The 21,188-nt window shown below is 61.0% G+C and carries 16 protein-coding genes; 4 read left to right on the forward strand and 12 right to left on the reverse strand.

Annotated elements, in window-relative coordinates:
• Positions 1-66: 66 nt before the first annotated feature.
• The 12 genes from SLW75_RS25220 to SLW75_RS25275 all read right to left on the reverse strand — a co-directional run bounded on the left by SLW75_RS25220 (position 67) and on the right by SLW75_RS25275 (position 16,429).
• Complete coding sequence (locus SLW75_RS25220; protein ID WP_410935737.1) at positions 67-2,862, reverse strand: response regulator; 2,796 nt, start codon at positions 2,860-2,862, stop codon at positions 67-69.
• Positions 2,863-2,955: 93 nt separating this feature from the next.
• The gene (gene purD, locus SLW75_RS25225) at positions 2,956-4,251 is read right to left on the reverse strand and encodes a phosphoribosylamine--glycine ligase (protein ID WP_410935738.1); all 1,296 of its coding nucleotides are present in this window, start codon (positions 4,249-4,251) and stop codon (positions 2,956-2,958) included.
• A gap of 167 nt (positions 4,252-4,418) precedes the next feature.
• Entirely contained in the window at positions 4,419-6,026 is a 1,608-nt protein-coding gene (purH, locus tag SLW75_RS25230) for a bifunctional phosphoribosylaminoimidazolecarboxamide formyltransferase/IMP cyclohydrolase (RefSeq protein WP_410935739.1), read from the reverse strand.
• 78 nt (positions 6,027-6,104) lie between these two features.
• Positions 6,105-6,425 carry a DNA-binding transcriptional regulator Fis gene (fis, locus tag SLW75_RS25235; RefSeq protein WP_015093301.1) on the reverse strand — a complete coding sequence of 107 codons (321 nt, stop codon included), beginning with the start codon at positions 6,423-6,425 and terminating at the stop codon, positions 6,105-6,107.
• The gene (dusB, locus tag SLW75_RS25240; RefSeq protein ID WP_369319127.1) at positions 6,422-7,435 is read right to left on the reverse strand and encodes a tRNA dihydrouridine synthase DusB; all 1,014 of its coding nucleotides are present in this window, start codon (positions 7,433-7,435) and stop codon (positions 6,422-6,424) included. The genes fis and dusB overlap by 4 nt, the downstream gene beginning before the upstream one ends.
• Before the next feature lie 277 nt (positions 7,436-7,712).
• Positions 7,713-9,095, reverse strand: coding sequence for a DUF3426 domain-containing protein (locus tag SLW75_RS25245; RefSeq protein WP_410935740.1), 1,383 nt, complete (start codon positions 9,093-9,095; stop codon positions 7,713-7,715).
• Positions 9,096-9,150: 55 nt separating this feature from the next.
• Entirely contained in the window at positions 9,151-10,029 is an 879-nt protein-coding gene (gene prmA / locus SLW75_RS25250; RefSeq protein ID WP_410935741.1) for a 50S ribosomal protein L11 methyltransferase, read from the reverse strand.
• Positions 10,030-10,355: 326 nt separating this feature from the next.
• On the reverse strand, positions 10,356-11,705 hold the full coding sequence (accC, locus tag SLW75_RS25255) for an acetyl-CoA carboxylase biotin carboxylase subunit (protein WP_065987728.1): 1,350 nt from the start codon (positions 11,703-11,705) through the stop codon (positions 10,356-10,358).
• A gap of 17 nt (positions 11,706-11,722) precedes the next feature.
• Positions 11,723-12,178, reverse strand: coding sequence for an acetyl-CoA carboxylase biotin carboxyl carrier protein (gene accB, locus SLW75_RS25260; RefSeq protein ID WP_065987727.1), 456 nt, complete (start codon positions 12,176-12,178; stop codon positions 11,723-11,725).
• A gap of 80 nt (positions 12,179-12,258) precedes the next feature.
• Positions 12,259-12,711 carry a type II 3-dehydroquinate dehydratase gene (gene aroQ / locus SLW75_RS25265; RefSeq protein ID WP_065987726.1) on the reverse strand — a complete coding sequence of 151 codons (453 nt, stop codon included), beginning with the start codon at positions 12,709-12,711 and terminating at the stop codon, positions 12,259-12,261.
• Positions 12,712-12,863: 152 nt separating this feature from the next.
• Positions 12,864-14,648 (reverse strand): protein-disulfide reductase DsbD, encoded by a 1,785-nt coding sequence (locus SLW75_RS25270; RefSeq protein WP_410935742.1) that lies wholly within the window; start codon positions 14,646-14,648, stop codon positions 12,864-12,866.
• A gap of 116 nt (positions 14,649-14,764) precedes the next feature.
• Positions 14,765-16,429 (reverse strand): PleD family two-component system response regulator, encoded by a 1,665-nt coding sequence (locus tag SLW75_RS25275; protein WP_083233051.1) that lies wholly within the window; start codon positions 16,427-16,429, stop codon positions 14,765-14,767.
• A 397-nt stretch (positions 16,430-16,826) separates the two neighbouring features.
• Between SLW75_RS25275 and SLW75_RS25280 the strand changes: the two genes are divergently transcribed.
• The 4 genes from SLW75_RS25280 (at position 16,827) to speA (ending at position 21,099) form a co-directional block, all read left to right on the forward strand.
• On the forward strand, positions 16,827-17,918 hold the full coding sequence (locus tag SLW75_RS25280; RefSeq protein ID WP_065987724.1) for a DUF2333 family protein: 1,092 nt from the start codon (positions 16,827-16,829) through the stop codon (positions 17,916-17,918).
• Between the two features lie 3 nt (positions 17,919-17,921).
• A complete protein-coding gene (locus SLW75_RS25285) occupies positions 17,922-18,467 on the forward strand; it encodes an NUDIX hydrolase (RefSeq protein WP_065987723.1) in 546 nt (181 codons plus the stop codon).
• Positions 18,468-18,630: 163 nt separating this feature from the next.
• Positions 18,631-19,002 carry a translation initiation factor Sui1 gene (locus SLW75_RS25290; protein WP_065987874.1) on the forward strand — a complete coding sequence of 124 codons (372 nt, stop codon included), beginning with the start codon at positions 18,631-18,633 and terminating at the stop codon, positions 19,000-19,002.
• Positions 19,003-19,185: 183 nt separating this feature from the next.
• The gene (gene speA, locus SLW75_RS25295) at positions 19,186-21,099 is read left to right on the forward strand and encodes an arginine decarboxylase (RefSeq protein ID WP_065987722.1); all 1,914 of its coding nucleotides are present in this window, start codon (positions 19,186-19,188) and stop codon (positions 21,097-21,099) included.
• Positions 21,100-21,188 lie beyond the last annotated feature (89 nt).

The raw sequence follows: 21,188 nt of genomic DNA on the forward strand, positions 1-21,188 counted from the left end.
GTTTGAGCTCATGGCGGCAGACTGGGACGGCGCCAAGTCTATCAGCCTGTAACGGCCACCTGGCGGTCAGTTTTGCTCGTAACGGTCTTCGCCGCGGGTGGCGCGGGTCGCGTCATCCCGGGCACGTTGCTCCACCCAGTATTCGACCAGATCGCGTAACTGCGACATCTCTACCGGCTTGGACATGTGCCCGTCCATGCCGGACTGTCGCGCGCGATCCTTGTGCTCCGCCAGAATGTGCGCGGTCAATGCCACCACAGGGGTGCGAATGCGCTGGTTTCCGGTTTCCCAGGCGCGGAACTGCTGCGTCGCCGAGAACCCGTCGAGGATCGGCATTTCGCAGTCCATCAGCACCAGGTCATAGCGCCGGGTCTTCATCGCCAGCAGCGCCTCTTCGCCATTGCTGGCCGTGTCCGGCTGCAGGTTGAGCTTGCCGAGCATGCCACGAATGACCTTGGTGGAAATGCTGTTGTCTTCGGCAACCAGAATGCGGAAGTCGCTGGGCACGTCGATATCGCCGATCGCCCCGGCGACTGCAGAAAAGGGCGCATTGCCTATGTTGCGCTGATTGAGCTCGTCCGCCAGCGTGGTCTTCAGCGTGTACCCGGCGACCGGTTTGGCGAGGATGCGTTTAACCCCGGCATTGCGCGCGATGATCTTGCTCGGCGCGTTGCTGATGCCGGTGAGCATGATCAACAGAATGTCGTGGTTCAGGCTCGGGTCTTCCTTGATCTTGGCGGCCAGTTGCATGCCGGTCATGCCGGGCATGTTCTGGTCGAGCAGGACGATATCGAAATAGTCGCGCAGGTGAGCCTTGGTGCGCAGCAGCGCCAGCGCCTCTTTGCCCGATGGCACGGCGCTGACGTTGAGCCCCCACGCGCTGCACTGCTGGACCAGCACCTTGCGGCAGGTATCGTTGTCGTCGACCACCAGAACCCGCGCGCCTTTTAGCGGGCTGTCCAGATCGGCGGGGGGCTGCTCCAGTCGTTGTGCATCAAGGGGCAGACTCAGCCACAGCGTGCTGCCCTGATTGGTGCCGCTCTGAATGCCGAACTCGCCGCTCATCAACAGAATGAGCTGCCGGGCGATGACCAGCCCCAAGTGACCGCCCACCTTGCTGGCCGCCAGGAAATTCTTGCTGTGCAATTCGGCGTGCAGCAGCGCGTCGCGCTCGTTGGGCGTCAGCGGCGTGCCGCTGTCCTGAACGGCGATGCGCAGTCGTGGCTTGCCGCCGCGGGAGTCGAGGGCGACGACCAACAGGATCTCGCCCTCGTCGGTCTTCTTTAAGGCGTTCTCCAGCAAGCTGAGCAGCGTCTGCCGCAGGCGTGTCGGGTCACTGCTGATGACGCGCGGCACCTGGGGCTGAATGAAGCTGATCAGCTCGACACTTTGCTGTTCGGCCTTGGCGCGGAAGATGCTCAGGCAGTCCTCGATCATCGCATTGAGATCGAACTGTACGTCGTCCAGCTCGATCTGACCGGACTCCAGCTTGGTGATATCGAGGATCTCGTTGATCAGGGTCAGCAGTTCGTTGCCGGCACTGTGGATGGTCTGCACGTAATCGCGCTGCTTGACCGACAGCGGCGTGCCCAGCAGCAGCTCGGTCATCCCCAGAACGCCGTTCATGGGGGTGCGGATCTCGTGGCTGATCTTCGCCAGAAACTCGGCCTTGGCGTTGATCTCCGCTGTGCTGGCGGCGAGTTCGCGGCTGATGCTGAAGTTGTCTTCAGTGATGCTGCGATGACGCTCGCTGAGGGCGATGCTCATCAGCAGGCCGCACAGGCAAAACACCGCCAACACCCCGATGATCAGCGTCTGCGCGGGAATACTCGTCAGCCAGAGCATGGCCGGCAGTACCACGAGGTTGCCGAGATTGAACGCGATCATGGCGATCACGAACGGCCGGGCAGGGGAGTAGCCCTTCTGCAGGTGGTATATCGACACGAGGGTGATGCTGACCGTGGTCAATGCCACCAGCAGGAACGTCATGATGTTCAGCGGCAGGGTGTCAACGAACAGCACCAGGAGCGCACCAAAGCCCACCACCAGCAGCACGCCCATCAGCAGCCGATTGAGCATCTCGACGCCGCGCTGAACGAAGAAACAGTAGGTGTACATCAGCCCGGTCGCGGCGGCGAGGAGCAGGGCGAGGTGAGCGCTCGGCGTCTGCGCCAGATGCCAGCGCGGCAGCCACGGCGCCTGAAGGTTGAGCAGCAACAGCGCACTCAGCCCCAGAAACGCCTCGCACGCTGCCAGCCACAAGCTGCTGATCGAGCGAGACTGGGCGAAGCGCGTGAGGTTCTGCACGATCAGCATGGCCAGCGAGCCGAAGAACAGGCCGAGCAGCAGGGGGCGGCGCTCGTCGGCGGCGCTGGTGACGGCGGACTGCAGCGTGATGTTAGGGCGCAGCTCCTGCTCGGACTTGAGGCGCAAATACAGGTCGAGCGGCTTGTCGCTGTGGGGCACCGGCAGCAGGAAATCCAGTGACGGCAGGGGTTGGGCTTCGCGCGGCACCCGGTTACCGGAGCGCGAATGATCGATCAGGCTGTCGCCGTCGAGCACGTACATGTCGACCGTCGCCAGGTCAGGCGCGAAGATCCGCACCAGTTGTTCATGGGTGGCCGGGGGCAGGCGGTAGTGCAGCCACAGCGCGGCGTCGCGATTGGTCGCGCGCACCTTGTCGAGTTCGACCGGGCTGAATTGGGATTCGTAATGGGGGGAGCGAATGTCGCTGAGGTTTAGGTTTGCCTGATCGTCGACAAGGGTTGACCAGCCTGCACCGACCTCGGCGGCCGCCGAAGTTATACAGAGCAGGGTCAGCAATGTGACGGTCAAACGAGTGGCAATCCTGAGCCAGCGCACGGCGAAATCCCTTCGTGAATGAAGCCTGTTTAACTCTGGGGCACCGGATGCCCGATCAGCGACTCAACGAGGAATCGCCGATCGGGCCGAGGCTCACGCCAGATCTTCGCCGCGTTCCCGGGCAATGGCGCGATAGCCGATGTCCGTGCGGTAGAAACAACCTTTCCAGTCAATCTTTGCAGCCAGCTCGTACGCTTGTTTCTGCGCATCGCCAACGCTGTCGCCCAGCGCTGTCGCGCACAGCACGCGACCGCTGGAGGTCACGATACGGTCATCCTGCAACGCAGTGCCAGCGTGGAACACTTTGCCCGGCAACGCGGCCGCAGCGTCCAGCCCGTGAATCTCGTCGCCCTTGGCGTAGTCGGCCGGATAGCCGCCGGCTGCCAGTACGATTCCCAGACTCGGACGCGGGTCCCACTGAGCATCCACCGTATCCAGCGTTTGCGCCAGAGCGGCTTCAACCAGGGTCACCAGGCTCGACTGCAGGCGCAGCATGACAGGCTGGGTTTCCGGATCGCCAAAACGGCAGTTGAATTCGATGACTTTCGGATTGCCAGCCTTGTCGATCATCAGACCAGCATAGAGGAAACCGGTGTAAATGTTCCCCTCGGCGGCCATGCCCCGGACGGTCGGCCATATGACTTGATCCATCACGCGCTGGTGAACCTCGGCGGTGACCACCGGGGCCGGGGAATACGCACCCATGCCGCCGGTGTTCGGGCCGCTGTCGCCATCGCCGACGCGTTTGTGGTCTTGACTGGTGGCCATGGGCAGTACGTTCTTGCCGTCGACCATGACGATGAAGCTGGCTTCTTCGCCGTCGAGGAATTCCTCGATCACCACGCGCGAACCGGCGTCGCCGAAAGCATTGCCGGCCAGCATGTCGCGCACGGCGTCTTCTGCTTCTGCGAGGGTCATCGCGACGATCACGCCTTTGCCCGCCGCCAGGCCGTCGGCCTTGATGACGATCGGTGCACCTTTCTCTTGCAGGTACGCCAGCGCCGGTTCGATTTCAGTGAAGTTCTGGTAGTCGGCAGAGGGAATGTTGTGGCGCGCGAGGAAGTCCTTGGTGAATGCCTTGGAGCCTTCCAGCTGTGCGGCGTCCTTGGTCGGGCCGAAGCACTTCAGGCCACGGGCGCGGAACAGGTCGACAACACCGGCGACCAACGGCACTTCCGGGCCGACGATGGTCAGCGCGACGTTCTTCTCGGCGAAGTCAGCCAGTTGCTCCAGCGCCAGCACGTCGATGGCGACGTTTTCACACTTGGCTTCAGTGGCGGTGCCGGCATTGCCGGGAGCGACGAAGACTTTCTCGACACGAGCGTCCTGCGCGACTTTCCAGGCCAGAGCGTGTTCACGGCCACCGCTGCCAATGATCAAAATATTCAAAGAAAGACTCCTTCGGAGAAGCTGCAAGCTACAAGCGGCAAGTAAAAGCGAATAGCACAACTCTTAATCACGGCTCATTGCTCTGAATTAATAAGACTGCAAGGGCGAGTAAAGCGACGTGACTCTGCTTTTACTTACCGCTTGCAGCTTGATGCTTGCCGCTGCACTCAGTGCCTGAAATGGCGCATGCCGGTGAATACCATCGCGATACCCGCTTCGTCCGCTGCTGCAATCACTTCGGCGTCACGCATCGAGCCGCCTGGCTGGATCACTGCCGTGATGCCAACCTTGGCCGCGTTGTCGATGCCGTCCCTGAACGGGAAGAACGCATCGGAGGCCATGACAGCGCCCTGCACCTGCAAACCGGCGTGTTCGGCCTTGATCGCCGCGATGCGGGCAGAGTTCACCCGGCTCATCTGGCCTGCGCCGACGCCGATGGTCTGCCGGTTCTTGGCGTAAACGATGGCGTTGGACTTCACGTACTTGGCGACCTTCCAGGCGAAGATCAGGTCGTGAACTTCCTGCTCGGTCGGCGCGCGTTGGGTGACCACTTTCAAGTCGTCTGCGCCGATCATGCCGATGTCGCGGCTCTGCACCAGCAAGCCACCGTTGACTCGCTTGTAATCCCAGGCCGGCGCGCGCTCTGCGTCCCACTGGCCGCTGGTCAACAAACGCACGTTGGCTTTGCTGGCAATGATGGCCTGGGCTTCAGCGCTGACGCTCGGGGCGATGATCACTTCGACGAACTGGCGCTCAACGATGGCCTTGGCCGTCTCGGCATCCAGCTCACGGTTGAAGGCGATGATGCCGCCGAACGCCGATTCGCTATCGGTGGCATAGGCCAGTTCGTAGGCCTGACGAATGCCGCCTTCTGTATCCAGGCTTACTGCAACGCCGCACGGGTTGGCGTGCTTGACGATCACGCAGGCAGGCTTGACGAAGCTCTTCACGCACTCAAGCGCCGCGTCGGTATCGGCGACGTTGTTGTAGGAAAGCTCTTTGCCTTGCAGTTGGGTCGCGGTCGCAATGCCGACTTCGGCAGGCTTGGCTTCAACGTAGAACGCCGCGCTCTGGTGCGGGTTCTCGCCGTAGCGCATTTCCTGCGCTTTGATGAACTGGCTGTTGAAGGTGCGCGGGAATGCGCTGCGGCCTTCGGTGCTCAGGGTGTCAGCGGACTGGTCAACGCTGCCCAAGTAGTTGGCGATCATGCCGTCGTAGGCCGCAGTGTGCTCGAAAGCCTTGAGCATCAGGTCGAAGCGCTGCGCGTAAGTCAGGCCGCCGGCCTTGAGGCTTTCCAGCACGTTCGTGTAATCGCTGGCGTTGACGACGATGGCGACGTCTTTATGGTTTTTAGCGGCGGAGCGAACCATGGTCGGGCCGCCGATATCGATGTTCTCGATGGCGGTCGGCAGGTCGCAGCCCGGCTTGGAAACGGTGGCTTCGAACGGATAGAGATTCACGGCGACCAGGTCGATCGGCTTGATGCCATGTTCGCTCATGATGGTGTCGTCGATGCCGCGACGACCCAGGATGCCGCCGTGGATTTTCGGGTGCAGTGTCTTGACCCGGCCATCCATCATTTCAGCGAAGCCGGTGTAGTCGGCGACTTCTACCGCTGCAACGCCGTTGTCCTTGAGCAGCTTGAACGTACCACCGGTGGAGAGGATCTCGACACCGAGGGCTTGGAGTTCACGCGCAAATTCAAGGATACCGGTCTTGTCGGATACGCTGATCAAGGCGCGGCGGATCGGCAGGCGGGTCGTCTGGTCGGTCATCTCAACTTCCATCAAAAGCAAAAGAATTTTGCAAAAAAAACGACCGCATTGAGGTGAGGTCGCTTGTTTTTCGGATGCTTACAGCAGGTCGTACTGCTTGAGTTTCTTGCGCAGGGTGCCGCGATTCAGCCCCAGCATCTCGGAGGCTTTGGTCTGGTTGCCCTTGACGTAGTTCATCACGCACTCGAGCAACGGCGCCTCGACTTCCGAGAGCACCAGGTTGTAGACATCAGTGACGGCCGCACCTTCCAGATGAGCGAAGTAGTTGTGCAACGCCTTCTCGACGCTTCCGCGCAGGGTCTGACCCTCTTCGCTTGGCGTATTGAGGTGTTGTTTCAAATTGACGTTGTCGCTCACGGGTGTTGTTCCACTCACTAAAGTCTCAGTCATCATCGTCATGCGGCCACCTCTTCTTCGTTCCCTGCTGGGAGGGATTTATCGCGCTGGGAAAAGAACTCCCGAACGTTGGCGCACTGTGCTTCTGTATCTTCCAAACGGTTGAAAAGGGCGCGAAACTCCTTGGCGCCCGGCAACGTTGCGAGGTACCAGCCGACGTGTTTGCGGGCGATTCGCACGCCCATCACGTCGCCATAGAAGGTGTGAAGCGCAGCCAGATGCTCTAGCAGAATGCGTTCCACTTCACTGACGGGCAGGCCTGGAAGTTTTTCCCCGGTCTGCAGGTAGTGTTCTATCTCGCGAAAAATCCATGGGCGCCCCTGGGCGGCCCGGCCAATCAACAGCCCGTCGGCGCCGGTTGCGTCGAGGACGTAGCGGGCCTTTTCCGGTGAATCGATGTCGCCGTTGGCAAACACCGGGATGGACACCGCCTGCTTGATGGCGGCGATGGTGTCGTACTCGGCTTCACCGGTGTAGAGATCGGCACGGGTTCGCCCGTGCACCGCCAGCGCCTGAATGCCGGCTTGTTCGGCAATTCTGGCGACGGTCAGACCATTCTTGTTCGCCCGGTCCCAGCCGGTGCGAATCTTCAGCGTGACCGGTACCTCGACTGCCGCGACCACCGCGTGCAGGATTTCGGTCACTAACTGTTCATCTTTCAACAACGCTGAGCCAGCGGCCTTGTTGCAGACCTTTTTTGCCGGGCAACCCATGTTGATGTCGATGATCTGCGCGCCGAGTTCGACGTTGGCGCGTGCTGCGTCCGCAAGCATCTGCGGGTCCCCGCCAGCGATCTGTACCGAGCGTGGCTCGGGATCGCCTTCGTGAATCATGCGCAACCGCGACTTGCGGCTGTTCCAGAGGCTCATGTCGCTGGTGACCATTTCCGAGACCACCAGGCCTGCGCCGAGCTGGCGACAGAGTTGTCGGAATGGCTGGTCAGTGACACCCGCCATCGGGGCGAGAATCAAGCCGTTTTGCAATGTGTAAGGGCCGATGCGTACCGCCGACATAGGGTGACCTGTTGTGGGGCCGAATCACGAGGTCTGGTCCGAAAAGTGCTTCAGCGCCAATTCAGACGGGACCCAGAGTATGAAAAAGGGTGGGCATGATACCCGCTCTCGATGACTGGATAAAGGCTGAATTGGATAAAATCTGAACAGTTCCGTTCTTAACGCGAACGGTTAGGTTTAGGCCGGTATTGTCATAAAAGTGTCGTCGGATTTCGGGCATCCCGTCCCTTGCAAGGTGCTGCATTTCGGTGCGGACAAACCCGCTGCGCCTGGGTTTTCACTCCGGCGAACGGAAGCTCAGGCTGTAATTGGCCGCCTTGGGGCCCGGGTCGAGGACGTCTAGGGCGATGTGAATCGGCGTCTGGGGTGGCATTTCGTCCTTGCCCGCCAGCTCGCCGCTCAGGTACTCGCCCGGTTTGAATCGACGGCTGGCGATCAGTTGACCCGTCGCATCGGCAAAGCGTAGTTCGAGCAGCGGGAACGGCTGGGAGAATGACGCACGGTTATAGATGATCGCGTCGACGACCAGCGCGCCCTGAAACTCGGGGTGGCTGCGCACGACAAGGTTGCTGCTCTTGAGCAGTTTGATATCAACCTTGGACGGGACCTTGCAGCCGAGGGACGGGCACAGCTCCATAAAAATGGGGCGATATTGATCCTGTCGCGCCAGCTCTTCGAAGTGGTACGCAATGTATTGGCCGGCCAGTGCGCCCAGCCCAACCAGGATCAATAGCATCCACAGCAGACGCCGTCCCCAGCGTGGCTTGGGTTTCTGCCAGGACAACTGCAGCGGGTCATCCGTCAGGTCGACCAGCGCCCTGTCCCGCAGGCCCGGTTCGTTACGGCCGCCACGCTTGTCGGCAGCGGCGTGCGGAGGCTCATCGTCCCCATCATCATCATCGTCACGGGCGCTGAGGCGATCCTGATGCTCGTGGGTGTCCAGAGCGGAGAAGCGTTCCGAGGACGACTCATCGTCGGGGTCGGCGTGAGGCTTGAGCGAGTGGGGGTGATCGGGTTCGTCGCCCAGATCGTCCGGGCTCAGCGAGAATGAAGGCTCGGTGCGATGGCGTTCCTGCTGATTGATGGGCTCGTCCAGCGGGCCTTCGTCTATCGTGTGATCGGTATGCGCTTCGCGTTCCTCGACGACTTCGGCGCGCAGTTCGGGCAATCGGTCGACATCCTCGTGACTCATGCCGTGGGCCCACGACTCCTGCGCGACGTCAGGCTCATCGCGTCGGGCGCTGAAGGACTCGACTTCGTCGTGATCGCGCGCCTTGCTGACACGCCCGAAGGACTCGGGCAGCTGAATCTCGCGCTGTTCGAGACGGGCCAGCTCGACATCGAGATCGTCCAGATCAAGGCTGTCCAGGTCCACCTCACGCTCTTCACGCTTGACCGGCAACGGCGCTGGCTGTGTCACGACGAGGGATTGTGGCGCGAGGATTTCCAGCGTCTTCTCCACGCTTTCGATGTTCGGCGCGGAAGGCAACGGCGTTTCCGGCGTTGCATCGGCGCGTTGTTCCAGCAGTTGCTTCGCGGCGTTGAACACCTGCAGGCATGAGCCACAGCGCACCATGCCTCGGGCCACGCTCAACTGGGCGTGACTGACGCGGAAACTGGTCTGGCAATGCGGGCACTGAGTGACGAAGCTGTCGGTCATGCGGGTATCCGGGGTTAAAGAGCGCCTGATGGTTGGATCTTAGGGCAACTGGCTGTCAGCGGCGACGACCGGTGATCCGTACCCAGCCCTCGCGGTTGGCGATCGGGTCCAGCTCGAAGGTGTCAGCGTACGCGGCAGCGACTTCATCGCCTTGCTCGGCAAGGATACCGGACAGCGCCAGACGGCCACCGGGTTTGACCAGGCTCGCCAGCTGCGGCGCCAGAGCAACCAGCGGGCCTGCGAGGATGTTGGCCACCAGCACATCGGCCGGCACCTGGGGCAGGTCTTCAGGCAAATACAGCGGGAATTTCTCGGCCGGGACATTGTTGCGGCCGGCATTGTCGCGCGACGCTTCCAGGGCCTGGACGTCGATGTCGGTGCCGACGGCTTGTTCAGCGCCCAGCAGCAGTGCGGCGATGGCGAGAATGCCGGAGCCGCAGCCGAAGTCCAGCACGTTGCAGCCGGCGAGGTCCTGGCCGTCGAGCCACTCGAGGCACAGCGCGGTGGTCGGATGAGTACCCGTGCCGAATGCGAGGCCCGGGTCGAGCAACAGATTGACGGCGTCCGGCTCCGGCGCGGCATGCCAGCTCGGCACGATCCACAACCCCTGGCCGAAGCGCATCGGGTTGAAGTTGTCCATCCAGCTGCGTTCCCAGTCCTGATCTTCGATCACTTCATGGGTGTGTTCCGGCAGCTCGGCGTCGGTGAGCAATCTCAGGTGAGCGAGGACGTGATCGGCATCGGTGTCGGCTTCGAACAGCGCCAGCAGGTGCGTGTGCGACCACAGCGGCGTGGTGTTCAGCTCTGGCTCGAAGATCGGCTGGTCTTCAGCGTCCATGAACGTCACCGATACGGCGCCGACTTCGAGCAGGGCGTCTTCGTAGGTTTCGGCTTGTTCGGGGCTAATGGCGAGACGGACTTGCAGCCAAGGCATGGCGGGTGACCTTCGAGTTGAAAAATTGAAAGGCGGCCGACGGCCACGAAAGACCGGCAAGTTTACGGGGTTCGTGGGGAAACAACAAAGTGGGTGTCGCGATCTGTGGCGTGCGTGTGATTCTGGCGGGGCGGTTAATCGGTAGGACCGGCTTTAGCCGGGAAGGCGTCCGTGTTCACACCGCAACCCTGATGGCGATCGGACCGGCCTCTTCCCGGCTAAAGCCGGTCCCACTGAATGCCGCACCCCACAACCAGATCGCACGCCCCGAAAACAACAAAGCCGCTCGAGAGCGGCTTTGTTGGTCTGTAGCACTTACTGGCAGATCAATGCTTGTCAGCGGCCAGTTTGTGTTCCAGGTAGTGAATGTTGACGCCGCCTTCGCAGAAGCCTTCATCACGGGTCAAATCACGGTGCAGCGGGATGTTGGTCTTGATCCCGTCGACCACGATTTCATCCAGGGCGTTACGCATGCGCGCCATGGCTTCTTCGCGGGTCGCGCCCCAGGTGATCAGCTTGCCGATCAACGAGTCGTAGTTGGACGGAACCTTGTAGCCGCTGTACAGGTGCGAATCCACACGCACGCCATTGCCGCCTGGCGCGTGGAAATGCTTGACCAGGCCCGGACTCGGGACAAAAGTCTTCGGATCCTCTGCGTTGATCCGGCACTCCAGCGAATGCCCGGTAATGACCACGTCATCCTGGGTGTACGACAGTTTGTTGCCGGCGGCGATGCTGAGCATCTCCTTGACGATGTCGATACCGGTGACCATTTCCGAAACCGGGTGCTCCACCTGAACACGGGTGTTCATTTCGATGAAGTAGAAACGGCCGTTCTCGTACAGGAACTCGAACGTGCCAGCACCACGGTAGCCGATGTCGATGCACGCTTTGACACAGGCCGCGAACACGTCCTTGCGGGCTTGCTCGTCGATGAACGGTGCAGGCGCTTCTTCCAGAACCTTCTGGTGACGACGCTGCAGCGAACAGTCGCGGTCGCCCAGATGGATCGCCTGGCCCTGACCGTCGGAAATGACCTGGACTTCCACGTGACGTGGGTTGGTCAGGTACTTCTCGAGATAGACCATCGGGTTGCTGAACCAGGCAGCCGCTTCAGCACGGGTCTGCTTGGCCGCTTCGATCAGGTCTTCTTCCTTGTGCACCACGCGCATGCCGCGACCACCGCCGCCGCCAGCGGCCTTGATGATCACTGGGTAGCCGACTTCACGGCCAATGCGCAGCGCGATCTCTTCGTCTTCCGGCAGCGGGCCGTCGGAACCGGGAACGGTTGGCACGTTGGCAAGCTTCATGGCGTCTTTGGCGGAAACCTTGTCGCCCATCAGGCGAATGGTTTCGGCTTTAGGGCCGATGAACGCGAAGCCGGATTTCTCGACCTGCTCGGCAAAGTCTGCGTTTTCCGCGAGGAAACCGTAGCCCGGGTGAATCGCCGTGGCGCCGGTCAGCTCTGCAGCCGAAATAATGGCCGGAATGTTCAGGTACGACAGGTTGGCTGGCGCCGGGCCGATACAGACAGTTTCGTCTGCCAGGCCAAGGTGCATCAGCTCACGGTCTGCCGTGGAATGGACCGCGACGGTCTTGATGCCCAGTTCTTTACAGGCACGCAAGATGCGCAAGGCGATTTCGCCGCGGTTGGCGATCAGGACTTTTTCCAACATCGCAGGCTCTCCCCGGTTCAAACGATGGTGAACAGCGGCTGGTCATACTCAACCGGCTGACCGTTTTCTACCAGGATGGATTCGATCGTGCCGCTGACTTCAGCTTCGATGTGGTTCATCATTTTCATCGCTTCAACGATGCAGATGGTGTCGCCTTTCTTGACGGTCTTGCCGACTTCAACGAACGCTGGCGAGCCAGGCGCCGGAGTGCGGTAGAAGGTGCCGACCATTGGCGACTTGACGACAGTGCCGTTGAGCTTCGGAGCAGAGGGTGCTTCGGCGGCTGCGGCCACTGGGGCTGCAGCCGGGGCAGGTGCCGGAGCGGCAACCGGGGCAGGCGCGTAGTACTGCTGTGCTGGAGTCTTGCTGTGACGGCTGATCCGTACGGATTCTTCGCCTTCACGGATCTCCAGTTCGTCGATGCCGGACTCTTCCAGCAGTTCGATCAGTTTCTTGACTTTACGGATATCCATTAATCATCAACTCCCAAGGGACGGTCAGGGGGATTTGGTAGCCGGTTCCGGCGGTCTGGCTCAGTACGGGACTGTGCCGTTCACGCCTCCGAACGCTTGGCCAATTGTTCCAGGGCGGCCTCCAGGGCCAGTCGGTAACCGCTGGCGCCAAGGCCGCAGATCACGCCTACAGCAACATCTGAAAAGTAGGAGTGATGGCGGAAAGGTTCGCGCTTGTGCACGTTTGACAGGTGCACTTCGATGAATGGGATGCTCACTCCCAGCAGCGCGTCACGTATCGCGACGCTTGTGTGCGTAAAAGCAGCCGGATTGATCAGAATGAAGTCCACGCCTTCATCGCGTGCAGCGTGGATGCGATCGATCAGCTCGTACTCAGCGTTGCTCTGCAGGTACATCAGGTGGTGACCGGCTTCGCGCGCACGCTGTTCCAGATCCTGGTTGATATCGGCCAACGTGATCGAGCCATAGATCCCCGGTTCACGGGTCCCCAGCAGGTTCAGGTTAGGTCCGTGAAGAACCAGAAAGGTCGCCATCGAGTGTTCCTTGTTGTTCGCGTTTTCGACGCTCACGTACAGAGTGAGCCGCTGATGGGCAGCGACTATGCCGGAAAGTACGATGGACTGTCCAGTTACCCACAATATTCAGCACGATGCCCGATGTTCGCGCGAAGTTTGTGACCATGGCGCTAGATTTGGTCATTTGCTCTAGAAAGCCGCTCTGAGAACGCTTCGACGTCGATTTCGCCGACGACGCGTGCGTTTTCCAGCTCGTTGCCGTTTTTTCCGAAAAACAGCAGCGCGGGAGGGCCAAACAGTTTGTAGCGATCGAGCAATGCGCGTTGTTCGGCATTACTGTCCGTCATGTCAAAGCGGATCAGCTTGAAGGCCCCCAGTTGGCTGACGACTTTTGGATCTGGCAGTACCTCGTGCTCGATAACCTTGCAGCTGATGCACCAGTCGGCGTACCAGTCGACCAGCACGGGTTGGCCGGCGCTTTTGGACGCTTCAAGGATCCGGTCCAGCTCGCTGGCCTGGGTCACGGTCTGCCAGCGGCTTTCCGAGGCCGGTTGGGCAGGGCCTGAATCGAGCCGGGATTGACCCAGCGGACGCAGCGGATCGGTCTGCCCGCTGAAAGCGCCGTACCAGCAGGCAAGGGCGTAAACCAGCAAGAACAAGCCAAGCAATTGAGCGAGGCGGCCCCGCGTGGTCTTTTCGCCGAACTCCAATGCACCGAGGAACAACGCAACGCCGGCCCACAGCAGGCCGATCAACAGTAGCGTGGCTTGCCCCGGAATCACCCGGCTCAGCAAGCCGATGGCCAGGGCCAGCAACAGCACGCCGATGGCATTTTTGACCGCCACCAGCCACGGCCCGCTTTTAGGCAGCCACGCCGCCCCGCCCGTCGCCACCAGCACCAGCGGCGCGCCCATGCCCAGGCCCAGAGCCAACAGCTTCAAGGCCCCGCCCAGGGCATCGCCGCTGGCGCTTATATAAAGCAGCGCGCCGGCCAGTGGTGCCGAGACACAGGGGGAGACCAGCAGGCTTGAAACCACGCCCAGAACCGCCGCGCCCCACAAAGACCCGCCCTGGGTATTGCCGGCGATGCGGTCCAGTCGGTCATTGAGCGCGCGGGGCAGGCGCAGCTCGAACGCACCGAACATGGCCACGGCGAACAGCGCGAAAAAACCGGCGAACGGCACGAGCACCCACGCCGATTGCAATCGCGCCTGCAGATTGAGGCTGGCGCCGAACATGCCCATCACTGCGCCAAGGATCGCGAAGCAGAGCGCCATCGGCAGCACGTAGGCCAAGGCCAAAGAGAACCCGCGCAACCCGCCGATCTGCCCGCGCAGGACCACGCCGGAGAGGATCGGCAGCATCGGCAATACGCACGGCGTGAACGTCAGGCCGACGCCGGCGAGGAAAAACAGCGCCAGTTGTTTCCAGCTGAACTCGGCGTGGGTGACATTCCCGGCAAGGGGGGTATCGGACTTTGCAGGGCTCGCGCCGTCGATGCTCAGTCGCTCGGTTTCCGGCGGGTAGCAAAGGCCCTTGTCCGCGCAGCCCTGATAGGTGACGACAAGGGTGAAGGGCCGCATGTCTCCGGTTTTGCGCGGCAGGGTGACGTCGAGGATGCCGTGATAGACCTCAACGTCGCCAAAGTACTCATCGTGCTTCTTTTCGCCGTCTGGCAGTTGCGCGGCGCCGAGGCCGATGTCGGCGGGCTCGGTGCGGAACTGAAAGCGATGGCGATACAGGTAATAGCCTTCAGTGGCGACGAACTGCAGCTTGACGGACTCTGGGCTGGTGTCGCTCAGGTTCAACTGAAACGCCTGACGCACCGGCAGAAAATCCTTGCTGTTGTCGACAGCTGCGCCGCCCAGTGTGGTGCTCGATCTGTTCTCCAGAAAGCTCGCGCCGACGGCGGGCAGGGCACAGATCAGCAGTAACAGACAAAGCAGGCGGCGCATGGCGGTCTCGCATCACAGAAGTCCGCGCATGATAGCGGAGTGGCTGCGGGCGTGCAGGGAGGGCTAGAGTTCTTCGGTCTGAACTTCGGTCTGAAAATGATGCAGGACGCAACCTGTCAAACGATGTCCGGCTGGGTGTGTTTGCTGTGGCGCGACACTGCTGCATGTACTTCTAGCCCGTGCACTTGGTTGCGGCCTGCCTTTTTTGCGCGGTACAGCGCTTCGTCTGCTTGCGAGGCCATCATCAGCGCGTCGTCGTCCTCGGTGATCTCTACCACCCCGGCGCTGAATGTGCAGAACAGGTCCACAGGCTCCGCGGGGTAATGGATTTCGGCGAAGCGCTGGCGAATTTCGTCTAGCACGCCGTGGGCCGCTGCGAGATCAGTGTCCGGCATGACCACGGCGAACTCCTCACCGCCATAGCGACCGATGTAGTCGGTCTTGCGCAGTCTTTGCTTGAGGAACAGCGCCAGGCTTTTGATCACGCGGTCGCCCATGGGGTGGCCGTGGCTGTCGTTGACCTTCTTGAAATGGTCGATGTCCAGCATCGCGAAGCTCAGCGGCTTGTTCTCTCGCCGCGAGCGGAAGCTGCAATCTTCGAGCAATTGCAGGATGTGCGTGTGGTTATACAGGCCGGTCAGGCTGTCGCGGATCATGCGCGCCTTGAGGTTGCGCGCCCGTGCCGCGCGATTGCGCACGGTGGTGATCAGGTGGCGAGGCTTGATGGGTTTGGTGAGAAAGTCATCGCCGCCTTCGCTCATCGCGTCCAGCTGTTTATCCAGATCGTCTTCAGCCGAGAGGTAGATGATCGGGACGCTGACGTAGCGATCATTGTGGCGGATCACTTTGGCCAGCTCGGTGCCGGTGCAGCCGGGCATGTACATGTCGAGGATGATCAGGTCAGGCTGAAATTCGGCCAGCTCAGCCATGGTCTTGATGGGGTCGAGCAGGGTACGGGTGACGATTCCGGCCCCGTTCAGCAAGCGTTCGGTGTGCTTCGCCTGGGCGCGCGAATCGTCGATGATCAGCACCTTGTAGGGTTCGTACTGTGCAACTCGGGTCAGGATTTCGATCTTCTCCAGCAAGCTTGACGCTTCGAGCGTGCCGGTCAGGAATTCCTCTCCACCGGCGCGCACGGCGGCGAGGCGCGTGGGCGTGTCCGTCTCGTGATGGCTGAAAAACAGCAGCGGGAGTTTTTGCTCGAGTCCTTCCTGCATCTGGGTGGCGAGCTTCAGGCCCTGGCCTGCGCCACCGAAGTCGACGTCCATGACGACAGCGGCAGGCAAGCGTTCGGCCATCGTCATGTGGAAGGTGTCGACGCTTGCGAGGGACTGCGCGCTCAGACCGAAGAACTCCAGTTGCTTGGCCAGACGCTCGCCGCGTTCATGGTCCTCCAGCACAATGTAAATCGGTTTGCGCAGGGGCGGCAGAGCGGTTTGCTCAAGACGGTCGCCGTGCCTGAGGCCGGTGTGGGACAAGCGTTGCATCAGACGGTTGAGGTCAGTAATCAGGGCGCTGCTCAATCGACCGCGATTGGCCTCGACGTCGAGCAATGCCAGGTTAATCGCGGTGGCGAGTTGCACGTGTTCGGCCTGCTCGAAGCGTTCGGCAAACCGCAGCAGCCGCTCGTTGGCCTCGGTGAGTTCAGCCATGTCCGTTGCCGACCATTCACTTTGCTGCAGGCGCTGCCACACCTCAAGGATCTGACGGGCCTGATGGATAACGCGCTGGGCAAAGTGGTGTCTGAGCCGGTCGCGGCTCGGATCTTCTGCTTCGGTCATGTCCTGACTTCTTTATAGGGGAAACCCCGATATAAGTGGTGGCGCTATGCTAGCACTACTTTCTGCGGCTAAGGATGCCGCAAGTCATTTTCTCGTGATTTTTGACGATTTCATCCGTCAAATTTCCAGCTTTTAACCCGTTTGAGTGTACGGACCAGTTGGTTAGATTCGGGACATGCAGATCACCCGTGGTTGCGGTCGGTAAGAGAATGGATGAGGTGCCATAAAGCGTGACCCTGATGGCCTCAGCATCCGCCTCCTCCCGGCTAAAGCCGGCCGGGAAGGCGCTCGACTCAGTTGCTCAACAATTGCACCTGCCATCACATTCCTGCCAAACGCACCTTGCTGTAAGGTTGCGGTCAGAAGCACTGAATTCCGTGATTGAAAGGACAAGGCCATGCTGGATTGGAAGAAGCGCTCGGGCAGCGCGGGAACTGAACGCGTTGACGAAAAACCGATGGGCAAGGCGCCTCGCGGTTATTGGGGCGGCCTGTTGTTCAGTCGCGCCGTCGGGGCCGTGGTGGGTATCTACCTGGTGGTCACTGTGGTGCTCGGCATCTGGTGGAGCAGCGAACCGCCCCTGTTTCCGGTCCAGCAGCAAGCCCAGGCCGCCGCGCAAAGCGAAGGCAAGCAGATGGTGTTGGGCTACACCACCGTCGAAACCCTCAAAACCGTCGCCTCCACTCTGCTGGACAAGCCGGGCGGTTACATTTCCAACGATCGCTCGCCGCCCGGCCTGTGGATGGACAACATGCCGAGCTGGGAATATGGCGTCCTGGTCCAAGTGCGCGACCTGAGCCGTGCCCTGCGTAAAGACTTCGCCCGCTCGCAGTCACAGTCCGCCGAAGATGGCGACCTGGCACGTGCCGAGCCGTTGTTCAACTTCGACAACAAAAGCTGGGTGCTGCCTTCGAGCGAGTCTCAATACCGTGACGGTATCGCTGCGCTGAGCCGCTATCAGGCGCGCCTGTCTGACCCGAATCAAAAGGGCGCTCTGTTCTACACCCGCGCCGACAATTTGAATAACTGGCTGGGCGACGTCGGCACGCGACTGGGTTCTCTGTCCCAGCGCCTTTCCGCCAGCGTGGGTCGGGTCAAACTGAACAGCACCCTGAAAACCGAGGCGCAATCTACCGTCACGGTCAAGCCGGGCGAAGTGCCGCAGGTTGACGAAGAAATCGTTGAAACCCCATGGATGCAGATCGATAACGTCTTCTACGAAGCACGCGGTCAGGCCTGGGCGCTGTCGCACCTGCTGCGCGCGATCGAGGTCGATTTCGCCGATGTTCTGGCGAAGAAGAACGCGACCGTCAGCGTGCGTCAGATCATTCGTGAGCTGGAAGCTTCGCAAGAGCCGATCTGGAGCCCGATGATCCTCAACGGCAGCCCATTCGGCATTTTCGCCAACCACTCGCTGGTCATGGCCAACTACCTGTCGCGTGCCAACGCGGCGGTGATTGACCTGCGTCAGCTGCTGTCCCAAGGCTGATCGATGAGTGTTTCCGATCAAGAGGCCGCCCACCGTGCGGCCTCTGATGCCGAGTTGATTGCCTGGGTTGATCGTCATGACCAACCCCTCGGTTCTTTACCCAGGGCAGATCTGCGTGAGCGCGGGCTCATCGGGCGCGGCACCTATATCCTTCTGTTCAATTCGGCTGGCGAGCTGTGTGTGCACCGACGCACGCTGAGCAAGGCCATTTATCCCGGCTACTGGGATGTGGCGGCGGGCGGTATGGTGCAGGCCGATGAAAGCTACGAGCTCTCGGCGGCGCGCGAACTGGAGGAAGAGTTGGGCGTTTCCGGCGTGGCGCTTGCGGCTCACGAGCGGTTCTTCTTCGATCAGCCGGATAACCGCCTGTGGTGCGCCGTGTTCTCGGCGATCTGGGACGGGCCATTGAAGCTGCAGCCGGAAGAAGTGCTGGAAGCGCGCTTTCTCAGCATTGATCAAGTACTGCGCGAAACCACTGAAAAGCCTTACTGCCCGGACTCGTTGGCCGCGCTGAAGCGCTATTTGGAAGGCGTCGCAAATGTCCCGTAAATTGGCGCATATTTGCACTTAGCATCGGCGCCTTTTGCCGTTACACTGCGCGACTTTTCACGCCGGACCGCCCTTGCGATCCGGTAGCGCTGCCCCTGCCTGAGTGGGGCTTCGCGGTCGGCTCCCGTCGGCCAGACTTCGCTCCTCAAGAAGAGGATTGCCGGTGGCCAAAAAAGCCGCATCCTTCGCCGCCCTCGGTGGCCTGGTATTTTCAACCGATGCCGGTCGGCATTGTCCCGACTGCCGTCAGCCTGTCGACGCCTGCACCTGCAAAAGCACGCTCATCCCGGAAGGTGATGGCATCGCCCGTGTGCGCCGTGAAAGTAAAGGCCGTGGCGGCAAGACCGTCACGACCGTCACCGGCGTTCCGCTGGCCGAAGACGCGCTCAAGGACCTGGCAAAGACCCTCAAGCAACGGTGTGGAACCGGCGGCGCGCTGAAGGATGGCGTGATCGAGATCCAGGGTGACCACGTCGACACGCTGTTGGCCGAGCTGGTCAAACAGGGTTTCAAGGCGAAGAAGTCGGGCGGTTGAGCCGTCTGTTTCGAGCCCGTTGATTTTGTCGTCGGTCTGGCCGCAGTCATCCATGCAAACTCTGCTGCGCAATGCGGGTCTATTGCCCCACAGGCGAGCAGGCGCCAAACCGTCATTTCCACGCTCTACACTGCGCCCAGCCGGTCAGGCCGGGGCTTTATGACTTTTCTATAGGGGACTTTGATGTCCGTACGACGCACACGCAAAGACGATGGCAGCCAATGGACCGTGGCAGACAGCCGCAGTGTCTACGGGATCCGTCATTGGGGGGCCGGTTATTTCGCAATCAATGAAGCCGGCCGCGTTGAAGTTCGCCCCAACGGGCCGACCAGCTCGCCCATCGATCTTTACGAGCAGGTCGATCAGCTGCGCAAAAGCGGCTTGTCCCTGCCACTGCTGGTGCGTTTCCCTGACATCCTGCAGGACCGCGTGCGTCAGTTGACCGGTGCGTTCGACGAAAACATCGCCCGCCTGGAATACCAGAGCAAATACACCGCGCTATACCCGATCAAGGTCAACCAGCAGGAAGCGGTGGTGGAAAACATCATCGCCACGCAAAACGTTTCCATAGGCCTCGAAGCCGGCTCCAAGCCTGAGCTAATGGCCGTGCTGGCTTTGGCGCCGAAGGGTGGCACCATCGTCTGCAACGGCTACAAGGATCGCGAGTTCATTCGTCTGGCTTTGATGGGGCAGAAACTGGGCCACAACGTCTTTATCGTCATCGAGAAAGAGTCCGAAGTCGAACTGGTCATCGAAGAAGCCGCCGAGCTGAAGGTCGCGCCGCAAGTGGGTTTGCGCGTGCGCCTGTCGTCCCTGGCCTCCAGCAAATGGGCCGACACCGGTGGCGAGAAGTCCAAGTTCGGGCTGTCCGCCGCGCAGTTGCTGTCGGTCGTCGAGCGCTTCACCAAGGCAGGGCTCGATCAGGGCATTCGTTTGCTGCACTTCCATATGGGCTCGCAGATCGCCAACCTGGCCGACTATCAGCACGGTTTCAAGGAAGCGATTCGTTATTACGGCGAGCTCCGCAACCTCGGCCTGCCGGTCGATCACATCGACGTGGGCGGCGGTCTGGGTGTCGACTACGACGGCACGCATTCGCGCAACGCCAGTTCGATCAACTACGACATGGACGATTACGCCGGTGTCGTGGTCGGGATGCTCAAGGAGTTCTGCGACGCGCAGGGCCTGCCGCATCCGCACATCTTCTCGGAGAGCGGCCGTTCGCTGACTGCGCACCACGCCATGCTGGTGATTCAGGTGACCGACGTCGAGCGTCACAACGACGAAGTGCCGGAGATCACCGACAAGGAAAGCCTGCCGGAAACCCTGCAGTGGCTGATCGACCTTCTCGGCCCGACCGACATCGAAATGGTCACCGAGACCTACTGGCGCGCCACGCACTACATGAGCGACATCGCGTCCCAGTACTCCGACGGCAAGATCACCCTGGCGCAGAAAGCTCTGGGCGAGCAGTGCTATTTCGCAGTGTGCCGCCGTTTGCACAACTCGCTGAAAGCCCGTCAGCGTTCCCATCGTCAGGTGCTCGACGAACTCAACGACAAGCTGGCCGACAAGTACATCTGCAACTTCTCGGTGTTCCAGAGCCTGCCGGATACCTGGGCGATCGATCAGGTGCTGCCGATCATTCCGCTGCATCGCCTGGACGAAGAGCCGCTGCGTCGCGCCGTACTGCAAGACCTGACCTGCGACTCCGACGGCAAGATCAATCAGTACGTCGACGAGCAGAGCATCGAGACCAGCCTGCCGGTTCACTCGTTGAACGAGGGTGAGGATTACTTGCTGGGCGTGTTCCTGGTCGGTGCGTATCAGGAAATTCTGGGCGACATGCACAACCTGTTCGGTGACACCGATTCGGTGAACATCTATCAAAACCAGGATGGCAGTGCCTATTCAGCCGGGATCGAAACCCACGACACCATCGAAGACATGCTGCGTTACGTGCACTTGTCGCCGGAAGAACTGATGACCCATTACCGGGACAAAGTGGCCAGCGCCAAGATCACCCCGCGCGAGCGTACCCAGTTTCTGGATGCCTTGCGACTGGGCCTCACGCGGTCGTCCTACCTGTCGTCGTAATGAGTTAGGTAGTCCCAAAAACGGGCCCTTGTGGCCCGTTTTCGTTGTCTGCACAGTCAGGTGTCCTTCACTGTTTCGGGAGCATGAAC

Origin of the sequence: Pseudomonas sp. W5-01 (genome assembly GCF_046540435.1) — a bacterium.
GTDB classification, from domain to species: Bacteria; Pseudomonadota; Gammaproteobacteria; order Pseudomonadales; family Pseudomonadaceae; genus Aquipseudomonas; species Aquipseudomonas graminis_B.